Raw genomic sequence first — 20,690 nt, forward strand, 5'->3', positions numbered from 1 at the left:
GCAATATCGACTGCTCACGGGCCGGCGCGAGCCGCTGGACCGGATCTGCAACATCATTCGCAGCCGCACGAGCCAGGCTGTGTTCCTCATGGCGGGCCCGGGCATCGGGAAGTCAACGCTGACCGAGGCCATCACCGAGCGGCTTTCCCAGGAGATGATCGTTGTTCAGATCCATGGAAGTTCGTCGCTGTCCGGCGTTCCCTTTGGAGTTTTGGCGCCCTACACGGCGGAGCTGACGGCCGAAGACTCCGTGTCTTCGGTGGCTGTGCTGCGGTCCGTGTGGAGGTACTTTGAGAAGCTGAAAGCCGGCAAGGATACCCCGTTGCTTCTGATGATGGATGATGCCCATCACCTGGACGAGGCAACGGCCAGCATCGTGGCCGACATGATCTCCGCTGGCTGGGCCACAGTGCTTGCTGCCGGCAGGCCGCGGCCCGGGCTGCCCCAGCCGCTCGCTCAGCTCTGGTATGACGGCCTGGCTGACCGTGTGGATCTCCGACCCATGAACCGGGAGCAGGTCGAGGAAGTCCTCTCCCACGCACTTGATGGAACAATCCCCTCCGGAACCATTGACACAATCTGGAGCGCGTCTGGCGGAAATCCGCGGATTCTTGATGCCTTGCTCCATGATGCCGCAGAGCGGGGCGAACTCGCAAAGCGGAACGGGATCTGGATGCTGCTGGGCCCGTTGCCTGCCGACGGACCCAGGCTCGCCGAGGTGGTGGTAAAGGACATGCTCCGGCGCAGCCCGGAAGAGCAGGAAGTCCTGAAACTTGTCGCCCTCGCCGGGCCCGTGAGCCGGAAGGTGATCGAGGATATTTTTGGCGCTGAAGTAGTTCGCACGCTGCTGGACCAGCAGATGATGGTGGAAAGTTCCGGCATTCCAGCCGATCTCCGGATCTGGAACTCCGTGTTCGGCGAGGCGCTCCGCACAAGTATCTCGGTGTCCCGGAGCCTACAGCTGCTTGAAAAGATCCGGGATCAGCTGGGAACCGCTCCCGAAGGGTCTGAAGGCAGGATGAGGGCCGTGGAATGGGCCCTTGAATGTGGATTGAAAATATCCGATCCCGAGCTGCTTGAGGCGGCCGGCACTGCCTTGGTCCACTCCCGGAACCGGAGCAGCCGGATGATGGCGGCGAAGGTCGCGGACCCGGACCTCGTGCCGCAGGCACAGGCCGTCCAGGGACGCGCCTTATTCAATGAAGGCGACTTTGCGGGTGCGGCCAAGCTCCTGGACGGATGCTGGCTGCAGCTGGGGAACGGTGCCTGGGCTGTTCCGGTCCTGATGCTCAGGGCCATGGCACACCAGGCTCTGGGAACGCCGCTGTCAGTATTCGCGGCCGATTCCCGTGAAGCGCTTCAGGGCGCAGGGGCCATGACGGCTGGCCCGGATGCTGTGCCGCCGGATTCCCAAGAGACCGCCGGTGCGCCGGCCGGGCCCTGGCAGGAGCGCTTGCTTCGCCTGCTGGAACTTTGCGAAGCAGGCAACCACCAGGCCTTGGAGGCCGAGGTCCAGGAACTTCGGAGCAGCCGCGCCGGCGATGCCACGGACGACGCCCTGCGTGCGGTGGGCCTGGCGCTGCTGGCCCATTCGCTCGCCCCGGCCGGACGGGCCGTCCAGGGGCTGGATGCCGCATTGCTGGCCGTCTCGGAACTTCCCTCACTGCAGGGTGGCGTGTTCTTCTTCAATGAATTTGTCCTTGGCCGCCTGGTGGCAGATTACCTGGCCATGGGGGAGTGGGACTCGGCGGAACGGGAGTTGGCGAACTATGCTGCCGGGCAGCCGCGGGGTGTCGCCTATTTCGGCGGCAGCCTCGAGGTGCTCCGTGGCTACTCGCTCCTGCGGCAGGGGCGGATGGAACGCGCCTACCAAACGCTGCTGCCGGCGGTGGAGACCCTGAGGCTCAACGATCCGCTGCAGATGTTCCGGTTTGGTTCCGGGCTGGCGTTTTATGTAGCGGCGAGGCTCGGCGACGCCGCCCAGGCCGGCCGGCTTGAGCTGGATTACAAGGATTCACCGCAGGGTTCCCCCGGCTACGGACTCCTTGCGAGGGCGTACGCGGCAGCGGCATCGGAGTATGTGGCGCATGACGGAAAAGGCCTGGCGCGCCTCCACACACTGGCCACCACGCCCGAGGTGACCACCCGGGCCGGGACACTCCTGGAACTCTTGGCTCTCTGCTGGGACCTGGGCGACCATTCCGTGATCCCGTTGGTCCACTCACTGGCGGGGAGCGTCGAAGGCCGCTGGGCCGCGGCAATGCTCACCCTGGCTGGGCATTGGGAGTCCGAAGACGCCGATTCCATCATGGAAACGGCAGCCATGCTTGAAGGCGCGGGATTCGTTAGCCTTGCGCGGGAAGCCTACGCGCGGTCGAGCACCGTCCTTGAGAGCTCCGGTGAGCGCCGGCGGGCCCGTCAGGCGGTGGCCCTGCGGGAGAAATGCGACCACGAACTGGGCGAGCGGTTCCGGGAAGGCCACTTCATCGCCGCAGCACCCAGCGTGCACCTCACCCGCCGGGAACAGGACATCGTAGAGCTCGCTGTGAAAGGTCTCACCGACCGGGAGATCGCACAAAGACTCATGGTGTCCGTGCGTACTGTGGAGGGCCACCTCTACCGCACGTACGTCAAACTCGGCGTGCGGAGCCGCGACGAACTGGCTTCAGCCCTTCCGCACTAGGCCTGCGTACGGACGCCAGACGTCCGGGACCCTGTGTACGGACGTCCGGAAACGCGTAGCCCCGCCGCAAAAAAGTAGAGTACTGCCTACTCGTGTGCTGAGCTTCAGCATGCGATTGACTTAGTGCGGCAGGAAAACACGGAGCCACCAAAACCGCGGACCGGCCAACAGACTTTCAGGCCTCATTTTGAAGCAAACTTCCGGCCCCTGGGGCTGGATCGAAGCGGGGCCGGCGACGTCAGAGTCTTCTGAGACCGAGACTCTCCCCCCAGCCGTCGCCGGCCCTCACTTCCGCGGGCTGAAGCCCGGAGCTGCTGTGGCGGTTGCCCATCGGGCCGCCGCCATAGTGGTGTTGTGGGACAATTGAGTGTCAATCCATTGGCATCTCAAGGAGTTTAGCTTTGGCCCTAGTATCAACGCCTGCCACGCTGGAACGCGCAGTGCCGGCCATGGATAACGCCGAAGTCCTCAGGATTCGAAACGACTTCCCCGTACTTGGCCGGCTTGTGAACGGCCAGCCCCTGGTGTACCTCGATTCGGGCGCCACCTCGCAAAACCCACTCAGTGTCATCGAAGCTGAGCAGGAGTTTTACGAACAGCGCAACGCGGCCGTGCACCGCGGCGCCCACTACCTTGCCGTGGAAGCAACAGAGGTTTTCGAAGATGCCCGCCAGACCATAGCGGACTTCATCGGTGCCGACTACACGGAAACGGTGTGGACCTCCAACGCCACCGAAGGCCTCAACCTGGTCAGCTACGCCCTGTCCAACGCCGCGCTGTGGGCGGCGCAGGGGCGCGGCGACGCCCGGCTGAAAGACCTCGCAGTGGGCCCGGGTGACCAGATCGTGGTGACCGAGATGGAGCACCACGCCAACCTGATCCCCTGGCAGGAACTGGCGTTCCGCACCGGCGCCACGTTGCGCTACATCCCCATCGACGACGCCGGTGCCCTGCGGCTGGATATTGCGGCCGAGATCCTGGGCAGCAAAACCAAAGTCCTCGCATTCACCCACGCCTCCAACGTGCTGGGCACGATTAATCCCGTGCAGGAACTGGTCGCGCTGGGGCGGCAGGCCGGAGCCCTGGTGGTCCTGGACGCCTGCCAGTCCGCGCCGCATCTGCCGTTGAACGTCAAGGCGTTGGACGTAGACTTCGCCGTGTTCTCCGGCCACAAGATGCTGGCGCCCACCGGAATCGGTGTCCTCTACGGCAGGCGGGACATCCTGGACGTGCTGCCGCCGTTCCTCACCGGCGGCTCCATGATCACCACCGTGACCATGGATCAGGCCGAGTACCTGCCCGCGCCGCAGCGCTTCGAAGCCGGCACCCAGCGGATCTCGCAGGCCGTCGCCCTGGCTGCCGCAGCCAACTACCTCACGGAAACCGGCCTGGCCCGCGTGCACCGCTGGGAATCGGAACTCGGCCAGCGGATGGTGGCCGGGTTGGAGTCCATTCCCGGCATCCGGGTCCTGGGGCCCGCCGCCGGACGGGAACGGATCGGCCTTGCCGCGTTCGACGTTGACGGTGTGCACGCGCACGACGTCGGGCAGTTCCTGGATTCCCGGGGCATCGCCGTCCGCGTGGGTCACCATTGCGCCCAGCCGCTGCACCGCCGCCTGGGCCTGACCGCCACCACCAGGGCAAGCGCCTACCTGTACAACACCACCGACGACGTCGACGCCTTCCTGGAAGCCGTAGCCGGAGTCCGCTCCTACTTCCGCGTCTAGAGCGATCACCGAAGGTACACCACCATGAGCCTTGACCAGCTGTATCAGCAGATCATCCTTGACCATTCCAAGGTCCGCTACGGCAGCGGCCTGGCGGGAGTCGCAGCGCCGGCGGGGGCGTCCACTGGCCAGTCCCACCAGCTCAACCCGGTCTGCGGCGACGAAGTCACGCTGCGGGTGGCCGTGGAAAACGGCAAGGTGGCACAGATTTCCTGGGACGGCGAAGGCTGTTCCATCTCGATGGCGTCGGCGTCGGTCCTCAGCGAGCTCGCGGAGGGAATGACCGTGGACGAACTCCACGCCGTCATTGCCAACTTCCGCGAATTGCTCCGTTCACGCGGGAAGATCCACGCCGATCCCGAGATCCTGGGCGACGCCGCGGCGTTCGAGGGTGTGGCCCGCTACGCCGCGCGCGTTAAGTGCGCCATGATTTCCTGGGTGGCCGCCGAGGACGCCCTGAACCAGGCCGCCTAGCCCTTACGGTCCGACGCAGGTCCGACGCAGGTCCGAGGCCGCGGCTAGGCCGCGCCGCTGTCAGCCCCGGTGCTCGAAAACGTCCGGGATGCCGTCGCCGTCAGCATCATGCCGTTCCGCAAGTTCCACTGCGCGGTAATGCCGGTTCCGCAGCCGGAGCACCACGGCGGCGAGCAGGGCGGCAACCAGTGATCCGGTGAGGATGGCCACCTTCGCGTGGTCATCGTGGGCCGAGCCCGCACCAAAGCTCAGCTCGGCGATCAGCAGCGACACCGTGAAGCCCACTCCGGCCAACATCGCAAGGCCGGCAACATCGATCCAGGCCAGGCCGTCGTCGAGCTTTGCCCTGGTGGTCTTAGTGATCAGGTAGGTCGTGCCGAACACTCCAATCGTTTTACCGGCCACCAAGGCGGCCACAATTCCCACCGCCACCGGATCCGCCAGGGCCGACCGGAAGCCGTCGAGGCCGCCCACGGCAACTCCGGCGGAAAAGAAGGCGAAGACCGGGACGGCGAAACCTGCCGAAAGCGGGCGGAGCCGGTGTTCCAGGGACTCAGCCATACCGGAACCCGCCTCACCGCGTTTCCGCGACGCCAGCACCGGGACGGCAAAAGCGAGCAGCACACCGGCCACCGTGGAGTGGATACCGGAAGCGTGCACGAGTCCCCAGGTGGCGGCGGCCAGCGGCAGCAACAGGTACCAGCTGCGGACCCTCCTCTGGGCCAGCAGGGTAAACAGCCCCAGCGGAACCAGTGCCGCCAACAGGAAGAGCGGCTGCAGTCCGGACGAGTAGAAGAAGGCGATGATGCCGATGGCCAGCAGGTCATCCACTACGGCCAAGGTGAGCAGGAAGGTCCGGAGGGCCGCAGGCAGGTGCGTGTTGATGACGGCCAGAACGGCCAGGGCAAAAGCGATATCGGTGGCTGTGGGAATGGCCCAGCCCCGCAGGCTCTCGGCGTCCTGGCCCAGGTTCAGCAGCGTGTAGATCAGGGCCGGAACTGCCACGCCGCCCACGGCCGCGGCCACCGGAACCACCGCCTTGGACACTTCGCGGAGTTCACCGGTGACAAACTCCCGCTTGAGTTCCAGGCCGGCCAGGAAGAAGAAGATGGCCAGGAGACCGTCTGACGCCCAATGCCCCAGGGAGAGCCGGAGGTGCCAGGGCTCATAGCCGATTTTCAGGTCACGCAGCGCGAAGTAGCCCTCAGCCGCCGGCGAGTTGGCCCAGATGAGGGCCGCGGCTGTGGCCAGCAAAAGGAGGGCACCGCCGGCTGTTTCCAGTCTGAGGATCTCTGAGATCCGCAGGAATTCGGGGTAGCTTGAGCGGCTGAGGACTTTGGCAGTGAAGGCGGGGCGGGACGGGCGCTTGGCCATGGGTGGCTCCTGGAATTAAGGGGTCGGCAAAACTGTTGCCGACCAGACTTCCCGGCGCACCTGTGTCCAGCCTACCCGAGCAGGCCCATAACCCCGATCACGGCAGTGGCAGCTCCCAGCACCATCGAGATGCTGACCAGCACCACGTGGACGGTGAGGAACTTTGTGGCCTTGCCGGCGGCGTCCATCGCCCTGGGATCCTTCATCACGCGGCGCAGGAACTGTGGCCAGACCACCAGGGACCAGAGGCCGGCGATAATCAGGACCAAGCCCGCAAACAGGGGGAGCTGCATGGCCTTAGTGGCTTTCGAGCCAGGCCTGGGCCTGCTGTGACTGGATGTTCAGGGCCTTGGCCACCATGGGCTCAGCTGCCTCGGCGATCTTGCCGCCCAGGAACGGGACGGAGGAGGTCACGTTGCCTTCGAGTTCAATGCGCGTGCTGCCGCCCTCCGCGACGAGCCGCTGGACCGCGGTCACATCAAGGGGGGCGCCGGCGATCTTCAGCGTGATGTTGCTCTGGCGGGAACCGTCGGCCGCCGGGGCCTCCCAGTTCTCCACCTGCGTCACCGTGAGCTTTTCGCCCACGAACTTACGGGCGATCTCCGGCAGCCGGGTGGTGGGCAGCGTGCGGACCGAGGTGGTGCTGAATACTCCGTCAACGTCTCCGGCCACCTCGAAGGATTCTAGTGTGCCGCCAACGAATTGGCTCGTGTGCCGCTGGAAGTCCTCGTTGATAAAGACGGCAGCGACGCTGTCGACGGCGTGCGGAAGGGTAGTGGTTGCACTCAGTGCCATGGGTCCTCCAGTGGTGTATAGGTCAGAACGCTTTTTGCTCCCCACATCCTACGGGGAGCCTTGCGTGTTGTTGGAACCGGCCTCCGCGCTGTCGGCGCTGGCGATTTTCTGCGCCGCCGTGGTGATGTTCCGTGCCATCGCCGGAAATATGAGGCTGTGGAAGGGCAGCACGGCAAGCCAGTAGAGCTTTCCGCTGAGGCCCTTGGGGAAGAAAATGGCCCGCTGCCGGTAGCGGCTGCCCGTCCCGTCAGGTTCTACGGACAGTTCAAGCCAAGCACGTCCGGGGGCGCGCATCTCCGCGCGGAGGCGCAACAGGTTTCCGCGCTCGATCCGTTCCACGCGCCACCAGTCCACCACTTCGCCCGAGGCCAGGGTGCCGGGGTGCCTTCGTCCCCGCAGCAGGCCCGCGCCGCCGGTGAGCTTGTCCAGCCAGCCACGTACGCGCCATGCCAGCGGCAGGGAATACCAGCCGTTCCGGCCGCCGATTCCTTCGATGATGGTCCACACATGGGCGGGATCAACATTGCCGTGGAAGGTCCGCTCATCGACATAGACCGTGTGGCCTGCCCAGTCCGGATCGCTGGGCAGCGGATCGGCGTCGGCCCCGGCATTTGACCATGTGGTTTCCACCTGGCCGTCACGCTCCTTGCCCAGGGCGAGGGCAACGGCCCGCCGGTACGGGGTCAGGCCGCCCGCCGGCACCGGGATATGGACGTCGATGTCGTGCTCGCGGGACACGGCATCGTGCTGCAGCGACTCGACGAGCGGGAGCGACATGGACAGCGGGATAGGCGTGGTCAGGGCCACCCACACGCCGGCGAGCCTCGGGGCGGGAATGGGCAGAGCCAGCACCACCCGGTATGGCAGCCCGGCCTCGGCGGCGTATTCCTTCATCATGCCCGCGTAGCTCAGGACCTGCCGGCAGCCGATGTCGAAGGTGCGGTTGACGGGCCCGTCCAAGGATGCGGCGCCCACAAGGTAGTGCAGCACGTCCCGGACGGCGATCGCCTCGATCTTGTTGCGCACCCAGCTCGGGGCCGGCATCAGCGGAAGAGTTTCGGACAGGTGGCGGATCATTTCGAAGGACGCGGACCCGGAGCCGATCACCACCCCGGCCTGGAAGACCACCGAGTCCACCGCGCTGTCCAGGAACACCTTTCCCACGGCTTCCCGGGACCGCATGTGGGTGGACAGTTCCACGTTGGCCGGGTGCAGGCCGCCCAGGTAGACGATCCGGCCTACGCCGGCGGCGGCAGCGGCTCTGGCCGCCGTTTCCGCCATGGCCTTTTCCTTGGACTCGAAGCCGGCGCCGGAAGCCATGGAGTGGACCAGGTAGTAGAGCACGTCGACGCCGGCCAGCGCCTGCTCCAGGGCTCCGCCGTCGTCGAGACTGCTCTCGATGACCTTAACCTTGCCCAGCCACGGCACGCCGGCGATCTTTGCCGGGGTCCTGACCAAGACCTTGACGGTGTGCCCGGCTTCCAGCAGCCGGGGGACCAGGCGGCCGCCGATGTAGCCGGTGGCGCCGGTCACCAGGACGGTTCGCGCCGTCCCCGGTGCCACGGTGGGGGGAGTGTCGCTCGGACTATTGCTAGCGCTCACTGAAAGCTCCTCAGGCCGGCAGGCGGAGGCGCACAACAGGCGCGCTTCCTCAGCAAGCTTAGCAACGGGGTGCCCGGCGGGCCCCGGGGCAGGGGTAGGCTGGGATGACCCGGGATTCGAAGTGAATTTCGGGCTTTCGTGTTGCCTGCGATCCCATGAACCCACAGGAGTTTCCGCCATGAGCCCCACTGGCCCGTCCCATCCTGGCCCGTCCAACGGTGGTCCCTCGCTGACCGGACTGCGCCGTGTCCTGGCAGAAGACCAGACGTTCGCGCGGGTCCAGGCGGAGGCGGCCAGGGGTTTTGACGTCCGGGGCCAGGACTACCAGATCAGCGCGCCGGCCGGACTCCGCGCCGTCCTGTTGGCGGAAATGGCAGACGGCCTGGACGCCGGCGCCGACGAAGGAACTCCCGACGTCGGGCTCCCTCCTGTGGTGCTGGCGGTCACCGCGACAGGACGCGAAGCAGAGGATCTGACAGCGGCCCTGCGCGCTTACCTGCCGGCCGATTCAGTGGCCGAGTTCCCCAGTTGGGAAACCCTGCCGCACGAACGGCTCTCGCCCCGCTCCGACACGGTGGGCCGCCGGCTGTCCGTCCTGCGCCGCCTGGCGCACCCGGAAAGTTCGACGGCGGGCCGGCTGCGTGTGGTGGTGGCACCGGTCCGCGCGGTGGTCCAGCCGATCGTCGCCGGGCTGGGTGACCTGGTTCCGGTCACCCTGAAGGTGGGACAGGACATGCCGTTCTCCAGCGTGGTGCGGAGCCTTGCCGATGCCGCCTACGCACGCGTGGACATGGTCACCCGCCGTGGCGAGTTTGCCGTCCGCGGCGGCATCATCGACGTCTTCCCGCCCACCGAGGACCATCCCATCCGCGTGGAGTTCTTCGGCGACGAGGTGGACCAGATGCGCTGGTTCGCGGTGGCCGACCAGCGCTCGCTGTCGGCGCCCGGTGTGCATCACCCCGCCGAGCTCCACGCCCCGCCCTGCCGCGAAATCCTCATCACGCCGTCGGTGATGTCGCGCGCAGCCACCCTCAAGGCGCAGCTTCCCGCGGCCGCGGACATGCTGGAGAAGATCGCCGGCGGCATCGCCGTGGAAGGGATGGAATCCCTGGCCCCGGTGCTGGTGGACGCCATGGTCCCGTTCGTGGAGCAGCTGCCCGCCGGGTCCATCTCGGTGATCATTGAACCGGAAAAGGTCCGCCGGCGCGCACATGACCTTGCGGCCACCAACGAGGAGTTCCTGGAAGCAGCCTGGTCCACGGCCTCGGATGGCGGCACGGCTCCGCTGGACCTCAGTTCGCAGGCGTCGGCAGCGTTGCACTCCGCCAGCTTCCGTTCCCTGGCCGAAACCCGGAGCTTCTCGCTGGAGCACGAGGTGTCCTGGTGGTCCATCACGTCGCTGGCAACTGACGAGGAGCTGCTGCCCGAGATTGACGTCCTGAACCTCCGCGCCCGCGAACCGCGCGGGTACCAGGGTGATGTGGCCGAGATGATGGACTTCATCGGCTCCCACGTCCGGGACCAGTGGCGGATCGTGGTGGCCACGGAGGGTCCCGGCCCGGCGCAGCGCCTGGCGGAACTTTTCCACGACGCCGACATCCCCTGCGCCAGGGTGGACACCCTTGAGAAGGAGCCGCAGGCGGGCATCATCGAGGTGACCACTGCCGCCGTCGGACGCGGTTTTGTCCTGGACAGCCTCAAGCTGGGGCTGCTCACCGAAGCAGACCTGCTGGGACGGACCTCCGCGGGCTCCACCAAGGACATGCGGCGCATGCCGTCCAAGCGGCGGAACGCCGTGGACCCGTTGCAGCTGGTCAACGGCGATTCCGTGGTACACGAACAGCACGGCATTGGCCGCTTCATCGAACTCATCCAGCGCAAGGTGGCCGGCGGCGGAGACGGCGTCCGCGAGTACCTGGTCCTGGAATACGCCCCGTCCAAGCGCGGCGCCCCCGGGGACCGCCTGTTTGTCCCCACCGACCAGCTGGACCAGGTGACCCGCTACGTTGGCGGCGATACCCCTGTGCTCAGCAAGATGGGCGGCTCCGACTGGGCCAGCACCAAGTCCAAGGCACGCAAGGCCGTCAAGGAGATCGCCGGCGAGCTCATCCGGCTGTACTCCGCGCGGATGGCCTCAAAGGGCCATGCCTTCGGGCCGGACACTCCGTGGCAGCGTGAGCTGGAGGAGGCCTTCCCGTACGTGGAGACGCCGGACCAGCTGACCACCATCAATGAGGTCAAGGCGGACATGGAGCGCGAGATCCCTATGGACCGCCTGGTGTCCGGCGACGTGGGCTACGGCAAAACCGAGATCGCCGTCCGGGCCGCGTTCAAGGCGGTCCAGGACGGGAAGCAGGTGGCGATCCTGGTGCCCACCACCCTGCTGGCCCAGCAGCACTTCGAAACGTTCACCGAGCGCTTCTCCGGGTTCCCCCTGCGGGTCAAAGCCCTGTCGCGGTTCCAAGGGACCAAAGAAACCAAAGAGACCGTGGAGGGCGTCAAGAGCGGCTCCGTTGACGTCGTCATCGGCACCCACCGGCTGCTGTCGAAGGACTTCGCGTTCAAGGACCTGGGCCTGGTGATCGTGGACGAGGAGCAGCGCTTCGGTGTGGAGCACAAGGAAGCGCTGAAGAAGATGCGGACCAACGTGGACGTGCTGGCCATGAGCGCCACCCCGATTCCGCGGACCCTGGAGATGTCGTTGACCGGCATCCGGGAAACGTCCACGCTGGCCACCCCGCCGGAGGAACGCCATCCCGTGCTGACATATGTGGGACCGTACACGGACAAGCAGACCTCGGCAGCCATCCGGCGTGAGCTGATGCGCGAAGGCCAGATGTTCTTTGTGCACAACCGGGTGTCCACCATCGACCGGACGGCCGCGAAGATCCGTGAACTGGTTCCGGAAGCACGTGTTGAGGTGGCGCACGGGCAGATGTCCGAGAGCCGGCTGGAGCAGATCATCGTGGACTTCTGGGAAAAGCGCTTCGACGTCCTGGTATGCACCACCATCATCGAAACCGGCCTGGACATCTCCAACGCCAACACCCTGATCGTGGACGGGGCCGATAAATACGGCCTCTCCCAGCTGCACCAGCTCCGCGGCCGGGTGGGCCGCGGCCGTGAACGCGCATATGCCTACTTCCTGTACCCGTCCGAGAAGCCCCTGGGCGAGGTGGCCCTGGAACGCCTCAAGGCCGTGGCCACGCACAACGAGCTCGGAGCCGGCATGCAGCTGGCCATGAAGGACCTCGAAATCCGCGGCGCCGGCAACCTGCTGGGCGGCGAGCAGTCCGGCCACATCCAGGGCGTCGGCTTCGACCTCTACATCCGCCTGGTGGGTGAGGCGGTGGCAGACTTCCGCGGCGACGCCGAGGAAAAGGCCGCCGAAATGAAGATCGAGCTGCCGGTCAACGCCCACCTCCCGCACGATTATGTGCCGGGGGAGCGGCTCCGCCTGGAGGCCTACCGCAAGCTGGCCTCCGCGTTGACGTACGAGGCCATCGAGGAGGTCCTGGCCGAACTTGTGGACCGTTACGGTGAACCGCCGCTTCCGGTCCAGAACCTCATCGCCGTGGCCCGCTTCCGGGTGGGTGCCCGCGAAGCCGGCCTGTCCGACGTCGCGCTCCAGGGGAACTTCATCAAGTTCTCCCCGGCGCAGCTGCCGGAGTCGAAGCTGATGCGGCTCACCCGGATGTACCCGGGTTCGCAGTCCAAGCCCGCCCTGGACGCGGTGCTGATTCCGAAGCCCAAGACGGCCAGGATCGGCGGCCGCGACCTGCAGGACGCCGAAATCCTGGAATGGGCCAACGGGGTCATCCGCAACATCTTCTCCGACGCACCACTGGCGGTGAGTTAGAGCTTGATGGGAGGACATCACGCCGCGTCGGGGGCCGCGGCGTGGGTAGCTATTGCCTCGACGGGACCGTACACGCTGGGCTGGTATCCGCTGGACGCCACGGGAATCCTCATCGGCGGGATGGCGACGGCGGGGACGGCGCTCGTGTGCGACTGGGACCACCGCCACAGCACCGTAGCCAACTCACTGCCGCCGCTGTCCAATGTGATTGCCGTGGGGATTGAAAACGTCAGCGGCGGGCACCGGCAAGGCACGCACTCGGTGCTCGGGGCGGCGTGCTTTGTGCTGCTGGCCATGATGGCCGGGCAGTTCCAGCTGCAGACGGAATGGGGCCTGCTGTCCGTGGGTGCCGGCCTGCTGTGCATGTTCATGATCAACATTGCGGCCAAGGCGCTGAAGCTGTTTCCCAAGTCCGGATTTATCAGCAACTGGATCTTTGCCCTGGCCATGGCCGGACTGGTGACCTGGTTCGCGCCGGAGCAATGGACCTGGCTGCCCGTCTCGATGCTGACCGGGGTAGTGGTCCACATAGTGGGGGACATGATCACCACCGGGGGCGTGCCGCTGCTCTGGCCGATCGTCATCAAGCCACCGAAGTTCCTCCGGAAGCTGCCGGTGCTCAACGACGTCTGGAAAGCCAATGGCGCCTTTTCCCTGCCGCTGCTGGGCCGCGCAGGTTCCCGGCGCGAGTGGCTGGTGCTGATCCCGGTGAGCGCCTACGCGATGGTGGGCATGTGCCTAGCTGCCTGGTCGTTGGCGAAGGCACAATGGCCGGCCGTCCTCACCGCACTCGGCAACGCTATCCACCCTTAAACAAACCAACGCGGGGTCACTTACTGCCCAAACCATCCCGAGGGACGGGCATTAAGTGACCCCGCGTTGCTGTTATTTGGGGGTGTTACTTGCCGCCGGCTGAATCGGAGCGGCCGGTGATGGTCTGCGGGATCCAGAACGCCAGGAAGAACATGCCCAGGCAGGCGGCCATCGGCCACGGGTTGCCGAGCGTGAGGAAGGACAGGGAGTAGATGGAGCCCAGGAACAGCGCCATCATGGGTACAAACAGAAGGATGCTGCCCAGGAGGCTGTTCTCGTTCTGGGGGGTCTGTACCGTGGCGTTGCCGGACTCGGTGGTCTTGCTGGACATTGTTTCCTCCTCGGCCCCGCGGGGCTCAAACTGTGGCGGCTCCGGGCCGGCGTCAGTAGCTGGATGAACCCTGTTCACCCTTGACGATGGCAATGCCGGAGCTGGCACCAATACGTGTTGCACCTGCAGCAATCATAGCCTGCGCGTCGGCGAGGGAACGTACGCCGCCGGACGCCTTGACGCCGAGATCGGGGCCGACGGTGCGGCGCATCAGGGCGATGTCTTCGGCCGTGGCTCCCCCGCCGTTGAACCCCGTGGAGGTCTTGACGAAGTCCGCGCCCGCTTCAACGGATGCCTGGCAGGCAAGGACCTTCTGGTCATCGCTGAGCAATGCGGTTTCGATGATGACCTTCAGGATGGCTCCGCCCGCGTGGACTGCGTCCGCGACGGCCGAGATATCGTCCACCAGTGCACCCTTGTCACCGGCACGGGCTGCCGCGATGTTGATGACCATGTCGATTTCGTCCGCACCGTCCAGCACTGCGCCGCGGGCTTCGAAAGCCTTCACGTCGCTGGGCGTGGCACCCATGGGAAAGCCGATCACCGAGCACGTCAGCACACCGGACCGCTTAAGCGCGGTCTTGACGGTCTTGACCCAGAGAGGGTTCACACAGACTGACTTGAAGTGGTACTCGGCGGCCTCGGCACACACTTTGAGGATCTCCGCTTCGCTGGCCTCGGGCTTGAGGAGAGTGTGGTCGATGTAGGAAGCGATGTTGCCCGACGCTGAGACCGTACCGGCTCCAGTTTGGTCGGTAGGAGTGGCTGCGTTGCTCATGATGGTCCTTTCCATGTGGCCTTGTGGGCCGCCGGAGCCACGCGGTGCGTGGCCGTTCAGGTGACCATCTTGTCACAGCGGGTGTCGCGGCGGGCGGACGCTTACGCGGCCGCAGGCACGCGCTCAGCCAGGCCTTCCGCCGCTGATGTAGCCGTCATCAGCTGCGCGGCGCAGGCTCCGGCGGCAGAAGCCGCGGCGACCAGCAGTCCCAGCCGGACGCCGTCGAACGCTGCGGCGTCACCAATCGCCCAGATGCCGGAGACCGACGTCCTGAAGTCCTTGCTGATGGCGATTCCGCCGTTGGGGGCGGTGGCGAGTCCGGCGCTGGCGGCGAGTCCATCGCGGGCAACCCGCTCTTCGGCGAGGACAACCAGGTCGCCATTCATGCTGCTGCCGTCCTCGAAGACAATCCCGGAAGCGGTCAGGCCTGAGCCGGCGATGGAGTGCACCACGGCGGCCGGCCGGACCGTTGTGCGGATGGGCCTGACGCCGCGGGCCCGCAGCACCGCTTCGGCTTGGCCCGCTGCCGCGCCGGTTCCCACGAGGATCCCCAGTGGCCGCCGGCCCAGTTCCCGCGTCACTTCCTTGACGGCGTCGCCGATCCGGGCAGCGTCGTCGATCGTGGAGTAGCTCAGGCAGCGTCCGGCGCCGGCCACGGGGGACGCAACGGGCGCAGATCCGGTGGCGATGACCAGTTCGTCGTAGCTGAGTTCCATGCCGTCGGCGGTGGTGACGGAGCGGTTCTCCGCGTCGATGAAGCTGGCTGGCTGGCCGAAGCGGACTGATACCTGCGGCAGCTCTGCGAGCTCCAGGAGTTCGGCGGGAGCGTCGTCCCGGTTGCTGAGGACGGTGACGGTGCCGCGGAAGCGGGCACCGTCCAGCTGGCGGACCAGCGCCTGTGCGGCGGGCCCGGCACCGGCAATGACGATGCGCGGAGCCGGGGAAACTGAGGTGGACGGTGCCGGAGCGGACATGTGCTGGCCCTTTCGCTGGCGGCCGCTGGAGCGGCCGGGACTTCGTGATGAATCCCAGCGTAGGCGGCGGGCTTTTCAGGCGTGTTTCCCCGCTGTTGCTGGGAAAACACCCTTTGTTCGCCAGCGTTTACCGGCCGGTAACAAAACCCGTGACGCACCTCTCCCTGCGCTCCGAACTGACACAAAGGCGGCCGGAGCCCGCGTCACTAGACGCGGATCCGGTAACCCCTCTTGACCACCGTCTCCACCAGGCGGCCGTCCGGCAGCGATGACCGCAGGCGGCTGACAGTCATGTCCAGGGCGTGGACCGAGCCCTTCAGCTCCAGCAGCTCCGACAGCGATTCCCGGGAAAGCACGGCCCCACCGGCCCCCAGGAGGGCACGCAGCAGCAGCAGCGGCGCAGGCGCCAGCTCAACCTGCGCTCCGTCGACCCGCAGGCTGCGGCCGCGCAGCTCAAGGTTGCCGGACGCGGTGTCCAGCCGCCGGACGTGGTTCAGGGCGAGGTGCTCGCACACCAGCCGGATGAGGGCGCCCATCCGGAACCGCTCCGGAATGAGCGGCGAGATGCCAGCGTCGAGCAGGGGCTGGGCCGTGACGGGCCCCACCACTGCTGTGGTGACGTTGGTTTTCAGGCTTTCGACGAGCTGCTTGTAGACGCCCATTTCGTGGGCGGTGCTCCACACCGCATCGACGGCGGGGGCGCTGGTGAAGGTGAGGACGTCCAGGTTGCCGCTGCACACAGCCTCGATGAGGCGCGGGAGCCGGTCTTCGCCGTCGGGCTTTACCCAGCGGTACGGGGTGACTGTCAGGACAGTGGCGCCGGACATACGCAGGCGTTCCAGCTGCCGGACGTCCGTGTAGCCGTGCAGCTGCACGGCCACGGTCTTGCCGCGCACGCCTTCGGCGAGCAGCATGTCCACCAGTGTTGCGGTGGTTTCGTCGCTGCTGATTCCGACGTCGGCGAGTCCGGCCGCCCGGACGGCGCCGCGGGCTTTGGGGCCGCGGACGAACATCCGGCACGCACCGAGGGTTTCCAGCAGCTGCTCACCGATCCCAAAGGAATCGGCGGCTTCGCACCAGCGGCGCATGCCGTACGCCGTAGTGGCGATGCACAGGTCCGGGCGCGCGGCGATAATGGCCTTGGTGTCCTCGATGAGGCGGATGTCCTCCTGCACCGGGGCGATCTTGAGGGCCGGCGCGTGCAGTACTTCCGCGCCGCGGCGTTCCAGGGCCTCGATGAGGTCCCGGGAGCGCCGGTGCGAGGTGACTCCGATGCGGAAGCCCTCCAGCGGGGAGTCCGCAGCCTCCGGCCCGGGCGTCTCTTCAAGCTGGGCAGGTTCAGCTGGTGCCAGTGCGGTCATGGGGGTCAATCCTTTCATGAACCGAGCAGCGAGGCCGCCAGCCGGTCGAGGTCGGCGGCGGCCTCAGCATGCCCGCGGTTGGCTTCTGCCACGCGGACCACCTCGCCAATGACCAGCACGGCGGGATTGCTGCACCCGGCAGCGGCGGAGGTGATGGTGCCCAGGTCCGCGATGGTGGTGCGCTGGCCGGGGCGGTATCCGCGTTCGACGACGGCCATGGGCATGTCGGGGCGCATGCCGGCTTTGCGGAGTCCGGCCGCGAGCTGGTGCAGTGTGCCGATGCCCATCAGGACCACAATGGTGCCACCAAGCCCGGCCAGGTGCGTGTGCTCCTTTTCGGTCAGCGGCGCGTGGCCCGAGACCACGGTGAACATGTGGCTGACCTCGCGGTGCGTGACGGGGATGCCGGCTGCCGCCGGCACGGAGATCGCGCTGGTGACACCGGAGATGACGCGGACGGGAACGCCCGCTGCCACGCAGGAGGCCACTTCCTCGCCGCCGCGGCCGAAGACGTAGGGATCGCCGCCCTTGAGGCGGACGACGTTATTGCCGGCAAGGGCGCTTTCCACCATGAGTTTCTCGATGTCGGCCTGGCCCACCTTGTGGTGGCCGGGCTTCTTGCCCACGTCCACCAGTTCCGCGGAGGTCAGGTCCGGCAGGTCCTGGCACGGAGCCAGCCGGTCGAAGAACACCACGTCCGCATCGCGAAGGGCCTTCACGGCGGCGACAGTCAGCAGCTCGGTGGTGCCGGGTCCGCCACCCACCAGGGTGACGTGGCCGACGGGACCGGCGGCCGGCTCGGCCGCCACCGGAATGCCGGTGATACGGCAGCGCTCGAGCAGGGCCTCCCAGCCGGGCTGGCCGTCGTCGACCGCTGCGACCAGGAAGGGACGCTCGGGCAGCGGGCCGTCATGCGCGGCACCCGCAGGGGTGCTGAGGCGGAAGACGACGGCGCCCGCGGCATCGTAGCGGCGGACCGCCTGGCGGGCGGCGTGGTCGGAGCCGGTGACCAGGACTTCGCGTCCGGTGAGATCGATGCTGAGCTGCATGGCTATACCTCGTTCTCGGCGCGGGGCCGCATGGGGATGGAGGCGCCGATCAGGACCGGCTGTTGGCTGGCGCGGGTCTTTTCTTCCGGAGTGGCAGGACGCATCTGGCCACGATCGTCTGAGACGAAGGTGATGGAGTCATCCTTCTGGTCGGGCGCGTTGACGAAGGAACGGAACCGGCGCAGGCGCTCGGGGTCCTTGAGGGTGTCGGCCCATTCGTCCACGTAGGTGTCAACGTGCTTGGCCATGGCGGCTTCAAGTTCCTCGGCGATGCCCAGGGTGTCCTTGACCACCACGTCCTCAACGTGCTTGATGCCGCCGTCGAGCTCTTCCTGCCAGCGGGCGGTGCGCTGCAGGCGGTCCGCCGTGCGGATGTAGTACATGAAGTAACGGTCGATGTACTTGAGCAGGGTTTCGTCGTCGAGGTCCTTGGCCAGCAGTTGGGCGTGGGCCGGGGTGGCACCGCCATTGCCGCCGACGTAGAGGTTCCAGCCGTCGGCCGTGGCGATCACGCCGACGTCCTTGCCGCGGGCCTCGGCGCATTCGCGGGCGCAGCCGGAGACGCCCATCTTGAGCTTGTGCGGGCTGCGGAGGCCGCGGTAACGGAGCTCCAGCTGGATGGCCATGGCCACCGAATCCTGGACACCGAAGCGGCACCAGGTGGACCCGACACAGGACTTCACGGTGCGCAGGCTCTTGCCGTACGCCTGGCCGGATTCGAAGCCGGCGTCCACCAGTTCCTTCCAGATTTCCGGGAGCTCTTCCAGCCGGGCACCGAACATGTCGATCCGCTGGCCGCCGGTGATCTTGGTGTACAGGTTGTACTTCTCGGCCACGGCGGCGATGACGCCGAGCTTCTTGGGGGTGATTTCACCGCCGGCGATGCGGGGGACCACCGAGTAGGTGCCGTCCTTCTGCATGTTGGCGAGGGCGCGGTCGTTGGTGTCCTGCAGGGTGCCGCGGCCGGCGTCCAGGACGTAGGCGCTGTTCTGGCTGGCCAGGATGTTGGCGATGGTGGGTTTGCAGATGTCGCAGCCGGCGCCGGTGCCGTACTTGGCCATGATCTCCTCGAAGGAGGTCAGTTCCAGGACACGGATGGCGTCGAAGAGTTCCTGGCGGGACAGTTCGATGTGCTCGCAGAGTGCCTTGGAGACCTCGACGCCGGACTTGGTGAGTTCGGATTCCAGCAGCTTCTTGAGCATCGGGACGCAGGAACCGCAGCTGGTGCCGGCGCGGGTGCAGCCCTTGAGCTCGCCGAGCTCCTGGACGGGGGCGTTGCCGTCGCAGGCACCGCACCCGTTGACGGTGTCGCGGATGGTTCCGGCGGAGACGTTGTTGCAGGAACACAGGATGGCGTCGTCCGGCAGCTCGGTGTCCGGGGCGTCGCCGCCGCCGGCCGCCGTGAGGTAAGCGCCCGGTTCGGCACTGAGTTCGCGGCCGAGCAGCGGGCGCAGGCTCATGTAGGGGGATGCGTCGCCCACGAAGATGCCGCCGAGCAGGGTCTTGGCATCGTCGGTGGTGACGATCTTCTGGTAGACGCCGCGGGCGGGGTCGGCATAGACGATCTCGAGCGAGTGCTCGGTCCGGGCGAACGCGTCACCGAAGCTGGCAACGTCCACGCCGGAGAGCTTGAGCTTCGTGGCGGTGTCAAAACCCGGGAACGTGGCTTCGCCGCCGTGGAGGCGGTCCGCGACGATCTCGGCCATGGTGTTGGCGGGGGCAACCAGGCCCAGGCACATGCCCTCAAAGTTGGCCACTTCACCGATGGCCCAGATTCCGTCGACCTCAGTAGCGCAGTAGTCGTTGATGACCACGCCGCCGCGCGGGCCCAGGCTGAACTGCGGCTCCTCGCCTTCGGCTGTGCGGAAGAGTTCGTCACGGGGCTTGACGCCGATGGCCACGATGACGAGGTCGGCGGGGATGATCCGTTCGTCAGCCATGAGGACGCCGGTGACCTGGCCGTCGTCGTCGGAGAGGACCTGCGAGGGGAACACGCCGCCGTGGACGGTAAAGCCCTTGGCTTCGATGAGGCGGCCCAGTGACTGGCCCGCGCCTTCATCCAGCTGGGTGTTCATGAGCCACGGCGCGCCGTTGATAACCACGGGTGTGGCGCCGAGCTGTTCCGTGCCTGCAGCTGACTCGAGTCCCAGGAGCCCGCCGCCGATGGTCACGGCATTGATCTTGCGGCCCAGCTTTTCCGTGAGCTCCGCGATGGCCTTATTGATAGCCCAGACGTCTTCGAGCGTGCGGTAGACATGCACGTGCTCGGCGCCGGGGATGGGCAGGCGCATGGCATCCGAGCCGGTGGCAACCACCAGGTCGTCGTATTCAAAGATGCTGCCGGCAGCGGTCTCAACCGTTTTTGCCCCGGCATTGATCTTGACCACGCGCTCGCCGGTCTTCAGAGTCAGGGAGTCGTGGTCCCACATCGAGGCCGAGCCCAGGGTCAGGTCCACGCTGCTGTCCGTCAGTGCCTTGGAGAGCGCCACGCGGTCGTAGGGGAGGTGGGCTTCTTCCGTGAGGACTGTGACGTCCCAGCCCTCAAGGCCCCGGGTGTGCATGGCATCGGCGAAGCGGTGGGCAGCAGGGCCGCCACCGGCGACAACGATCCGGCGCGTTGCCGTCTGGGGTGAAGTCTGTTCGGTCACTGTGGGCCTTTCGCATGTGCCGCAGACGATGTTCTGCGACTTTCTCTGACGAGGTGTCCATTCAGACTAGGCAGCCGCAGTTTCGCTTCAGTTTCCCTTATGTTTCGTAGGCTTAACTTCTGCATCACGAACGCGTTTCCGATCGGGTGAGGTCTCTTTTACGCGCCGGACACATTTACTGCACGCCTTTGAAACACCCGTTCCCTAAGTTGTTTAGTACGG

Annotated in this window: 15 protein-coding genes; 5 read left to right on the forward strand and 10 right to left on the reverse strand. The window is 66.6% G+C overall.

Annotated elements, in window-relative coordinates; genetic code table 11:
- Positions 1-10 precede the first annotated feature (10 nt).
- The 3 genes from ACX80V_RS06625 (at position 11) to sufU (ending at position 4,884) form a co-directional block, all read left to right on the forward strand.
- Positions 11-2,683 (forward strand): LuxR C-terminal-related transcriptional regulator, encoded by a 2,673-nt coding sequence (locus ACX80V_RS06625; protein WP_485842509.1) that lies wholly within the window; start codon positions 11-13, stop codon positions 2,681-2,683.
- Positions 2,684-3,084: 401 nt separating this feature from the next.
- Entirely contained in the window at positions 3,085-4,410 is a 1,326-nt protein-coding gene (locus ACX80V_RS06630) for a SufS family cysteine desulfurase (protein ID WP_485842474.1), read from the forward strand.
- 24 nt (positions 4,411-4,434) lie between these two features.
- Positions 4,435-4,884: a Fe-S cluster assembly sulfur transfer protein SufU gene (gene sufU / locus ACX80V_RS06635; RefSeq protein ID WP_058929615.1), complete on the forward strand. Its 450-nt coding sequence runs from the start codon at positions 4,435-4,437 to the stop codon at positions 4,882-4,884.
- A gap of 60 nt (positions 4,885-4,944) precedes the next feature.
- Here the strand turns inward: sufU and nhaA are convergent, their stop codons facing one another.
- The 4 genes from nhaA to ACX80V_RS06655 form a co-directional block, all read right to left on the reverse strand.
- On the reverse strand, positions 4,945-6,258 hold the full coding sequence (nhaA, locus tag ACX80V_RS06640) for a Na+/H+ antiporter NhaA (protein WP_485842475.1): 1,314 nt from the start codon (positions 6,256-6,258) through the stop codon (positions 4,945-4,947).
- Between the two features lie 71 nt (positions 6,259-6,329).
- Positions 6,330-6,551, reverse strand: a complete 222-nt coding sequence (locus ACX80V_RS06645) for an SCO4848 family membrane protein (protein ID WP_485842476.1) — start codon at positions 6,549-6,551, stop codon at positions 6,330-6,332.
- Positions 6,552-6,555: 4 nt separating this feature from the next.
- A complete protein-coding gene (locus tag ACX80V_RS06650) occupies positions 6,556-7,053 on the reverse strand; it encodes a DUF2505 domain-containing protein (RefSeq protein ID WP_485842477.1) in 498 nt (165 codons plus the stop codon).
- A gap of 48 nt (positions 7,054-7,101) precedes the next feature.
- Complete coding sequence (locus ACX80V_RS06655; RefSeq protein WP_485842478.1) at positions 7,102-8,655, reverse strand: SDR family oxidoreductase; 1,554 nt, start codon at positions 8,653-8,655, stop codon at positions 7,102-7,104.
- A gap of 178 nt (positions 8,656-8,833) precedes the next feature.
- Between ACX80V_RS06655 and mfd the strand changes: the two genes are divergently transcribed.
- On the forward strand, positions 8,834-12,514 hold the full coding sequence (gene mfd, locus ACX80V_RS06660; RefSeq protein ID WP_485842479.1) for a transcription-repair coupling factor: 3,681 nt from the start codon (positions 8,834-8,836) through the stop codon (positions 12,512-12,514).
- Between the two features lie 6 nt (positions 12,515-12,520).
- On the forward strand, positions 12,521-13,327 hold the full coding sequence (locus ACX80V_RS06665; protein ID WP_485842480.1) for a metal-dependent hydrolase: 807 nt from the start codon (positions 12,521-12,523) through the stop codon (positions 13,325-13,327).
- Positions 13,328-13,412: 85 nt separating this feature from the next.
- Here the strand turns inward: ACX80V_RS06665 and ACX80V_RS06670 are convergent, their stop codons facing one another.
- The 6 genes from ACX80V_RS06670 to nirB all read right to left on the reverse strand — a co-directional run bounded on the left by ACX80V_RS06670 (position 13,413) and on the right by nirB (position 20,468).
- Complete coding sequence (locus ACX80V_RS06670; protein ID WP_058929609.1) at positions 13,413-13,658, reverse strand: hypothetical protein; 246 nt, start codon at positions 13,656-13,658, stop codon at positions 13,413-13,415.
- Positions 13,659-13,710: 52 nt separating this feature from the next.
- Positions 13,711-14,436: a deoxyribose-phosphate aldolase gene (gene deoC / locus ACX80V_RS06675; RefSeq protein WP_058929608.1), complete on the reverse strand. Its 726-nt coding sequence runs from the start codon at positions 14,434-14,436 to the stop codon at positions 13,711-13,713.
- Positions 14,437-14,537: 101 nt separating this feature from the next.
- The gene (locus ACX80V_RS06680; RefSeq protein WP_058929607.1) at positions 14,538-15,410 is read right to left on the reverse strand and encodes an FAD-dependent oxidoreductase; all 873 of its coding nucleotides are present in this window, start codon (positions 15,408-15,410) and stop codon (positions 14,538-14,540) included.
- 206 nt (positions 15,411-15,616) lie between these two features.
- Entirely contained in the window at positions 15,617-16,771 is a 1,155-nt protein-coding gene (locus ACX80V_RS06685; protein ID WP_485842481.1) for a uroporphyrinogen-III synthase, read from the reverse strand.
- Between the two features lie 14 nt (positions 16,772-16,785).
- On the reverse strand, positions 16,786-17,820 hold the full coding sequence (gene cobA, locus ACX80V_RS06690; protein WP_485842482.1) for a uroporphyrinogen-III C-methyltransferase: 1,035 nt from the start codon (positions 17,818-17,820) through the stop codon (positions 16,786-16,788).
- Between the two features lie 2 nt (positions 17,821-17,822).
- Positions 17,823-20,468: a nitrite reductase large subunit NirB gene (gene nirB, locus ACX80V_RS06695; RefSeq protein ID WP_485842483.1), complete on the reverse strand. Its 2,646-nt coding sequence runs from the start codon at positions 20,466-20,468 to the stop codon at positions 17,823-17,825.
- Between the last annotated feature and the right edge of the window lie 222 nt (positions 20,469-20,690).

The organism is Pseudarthrobacter arbutini (genome assembly GCF_054510915.1).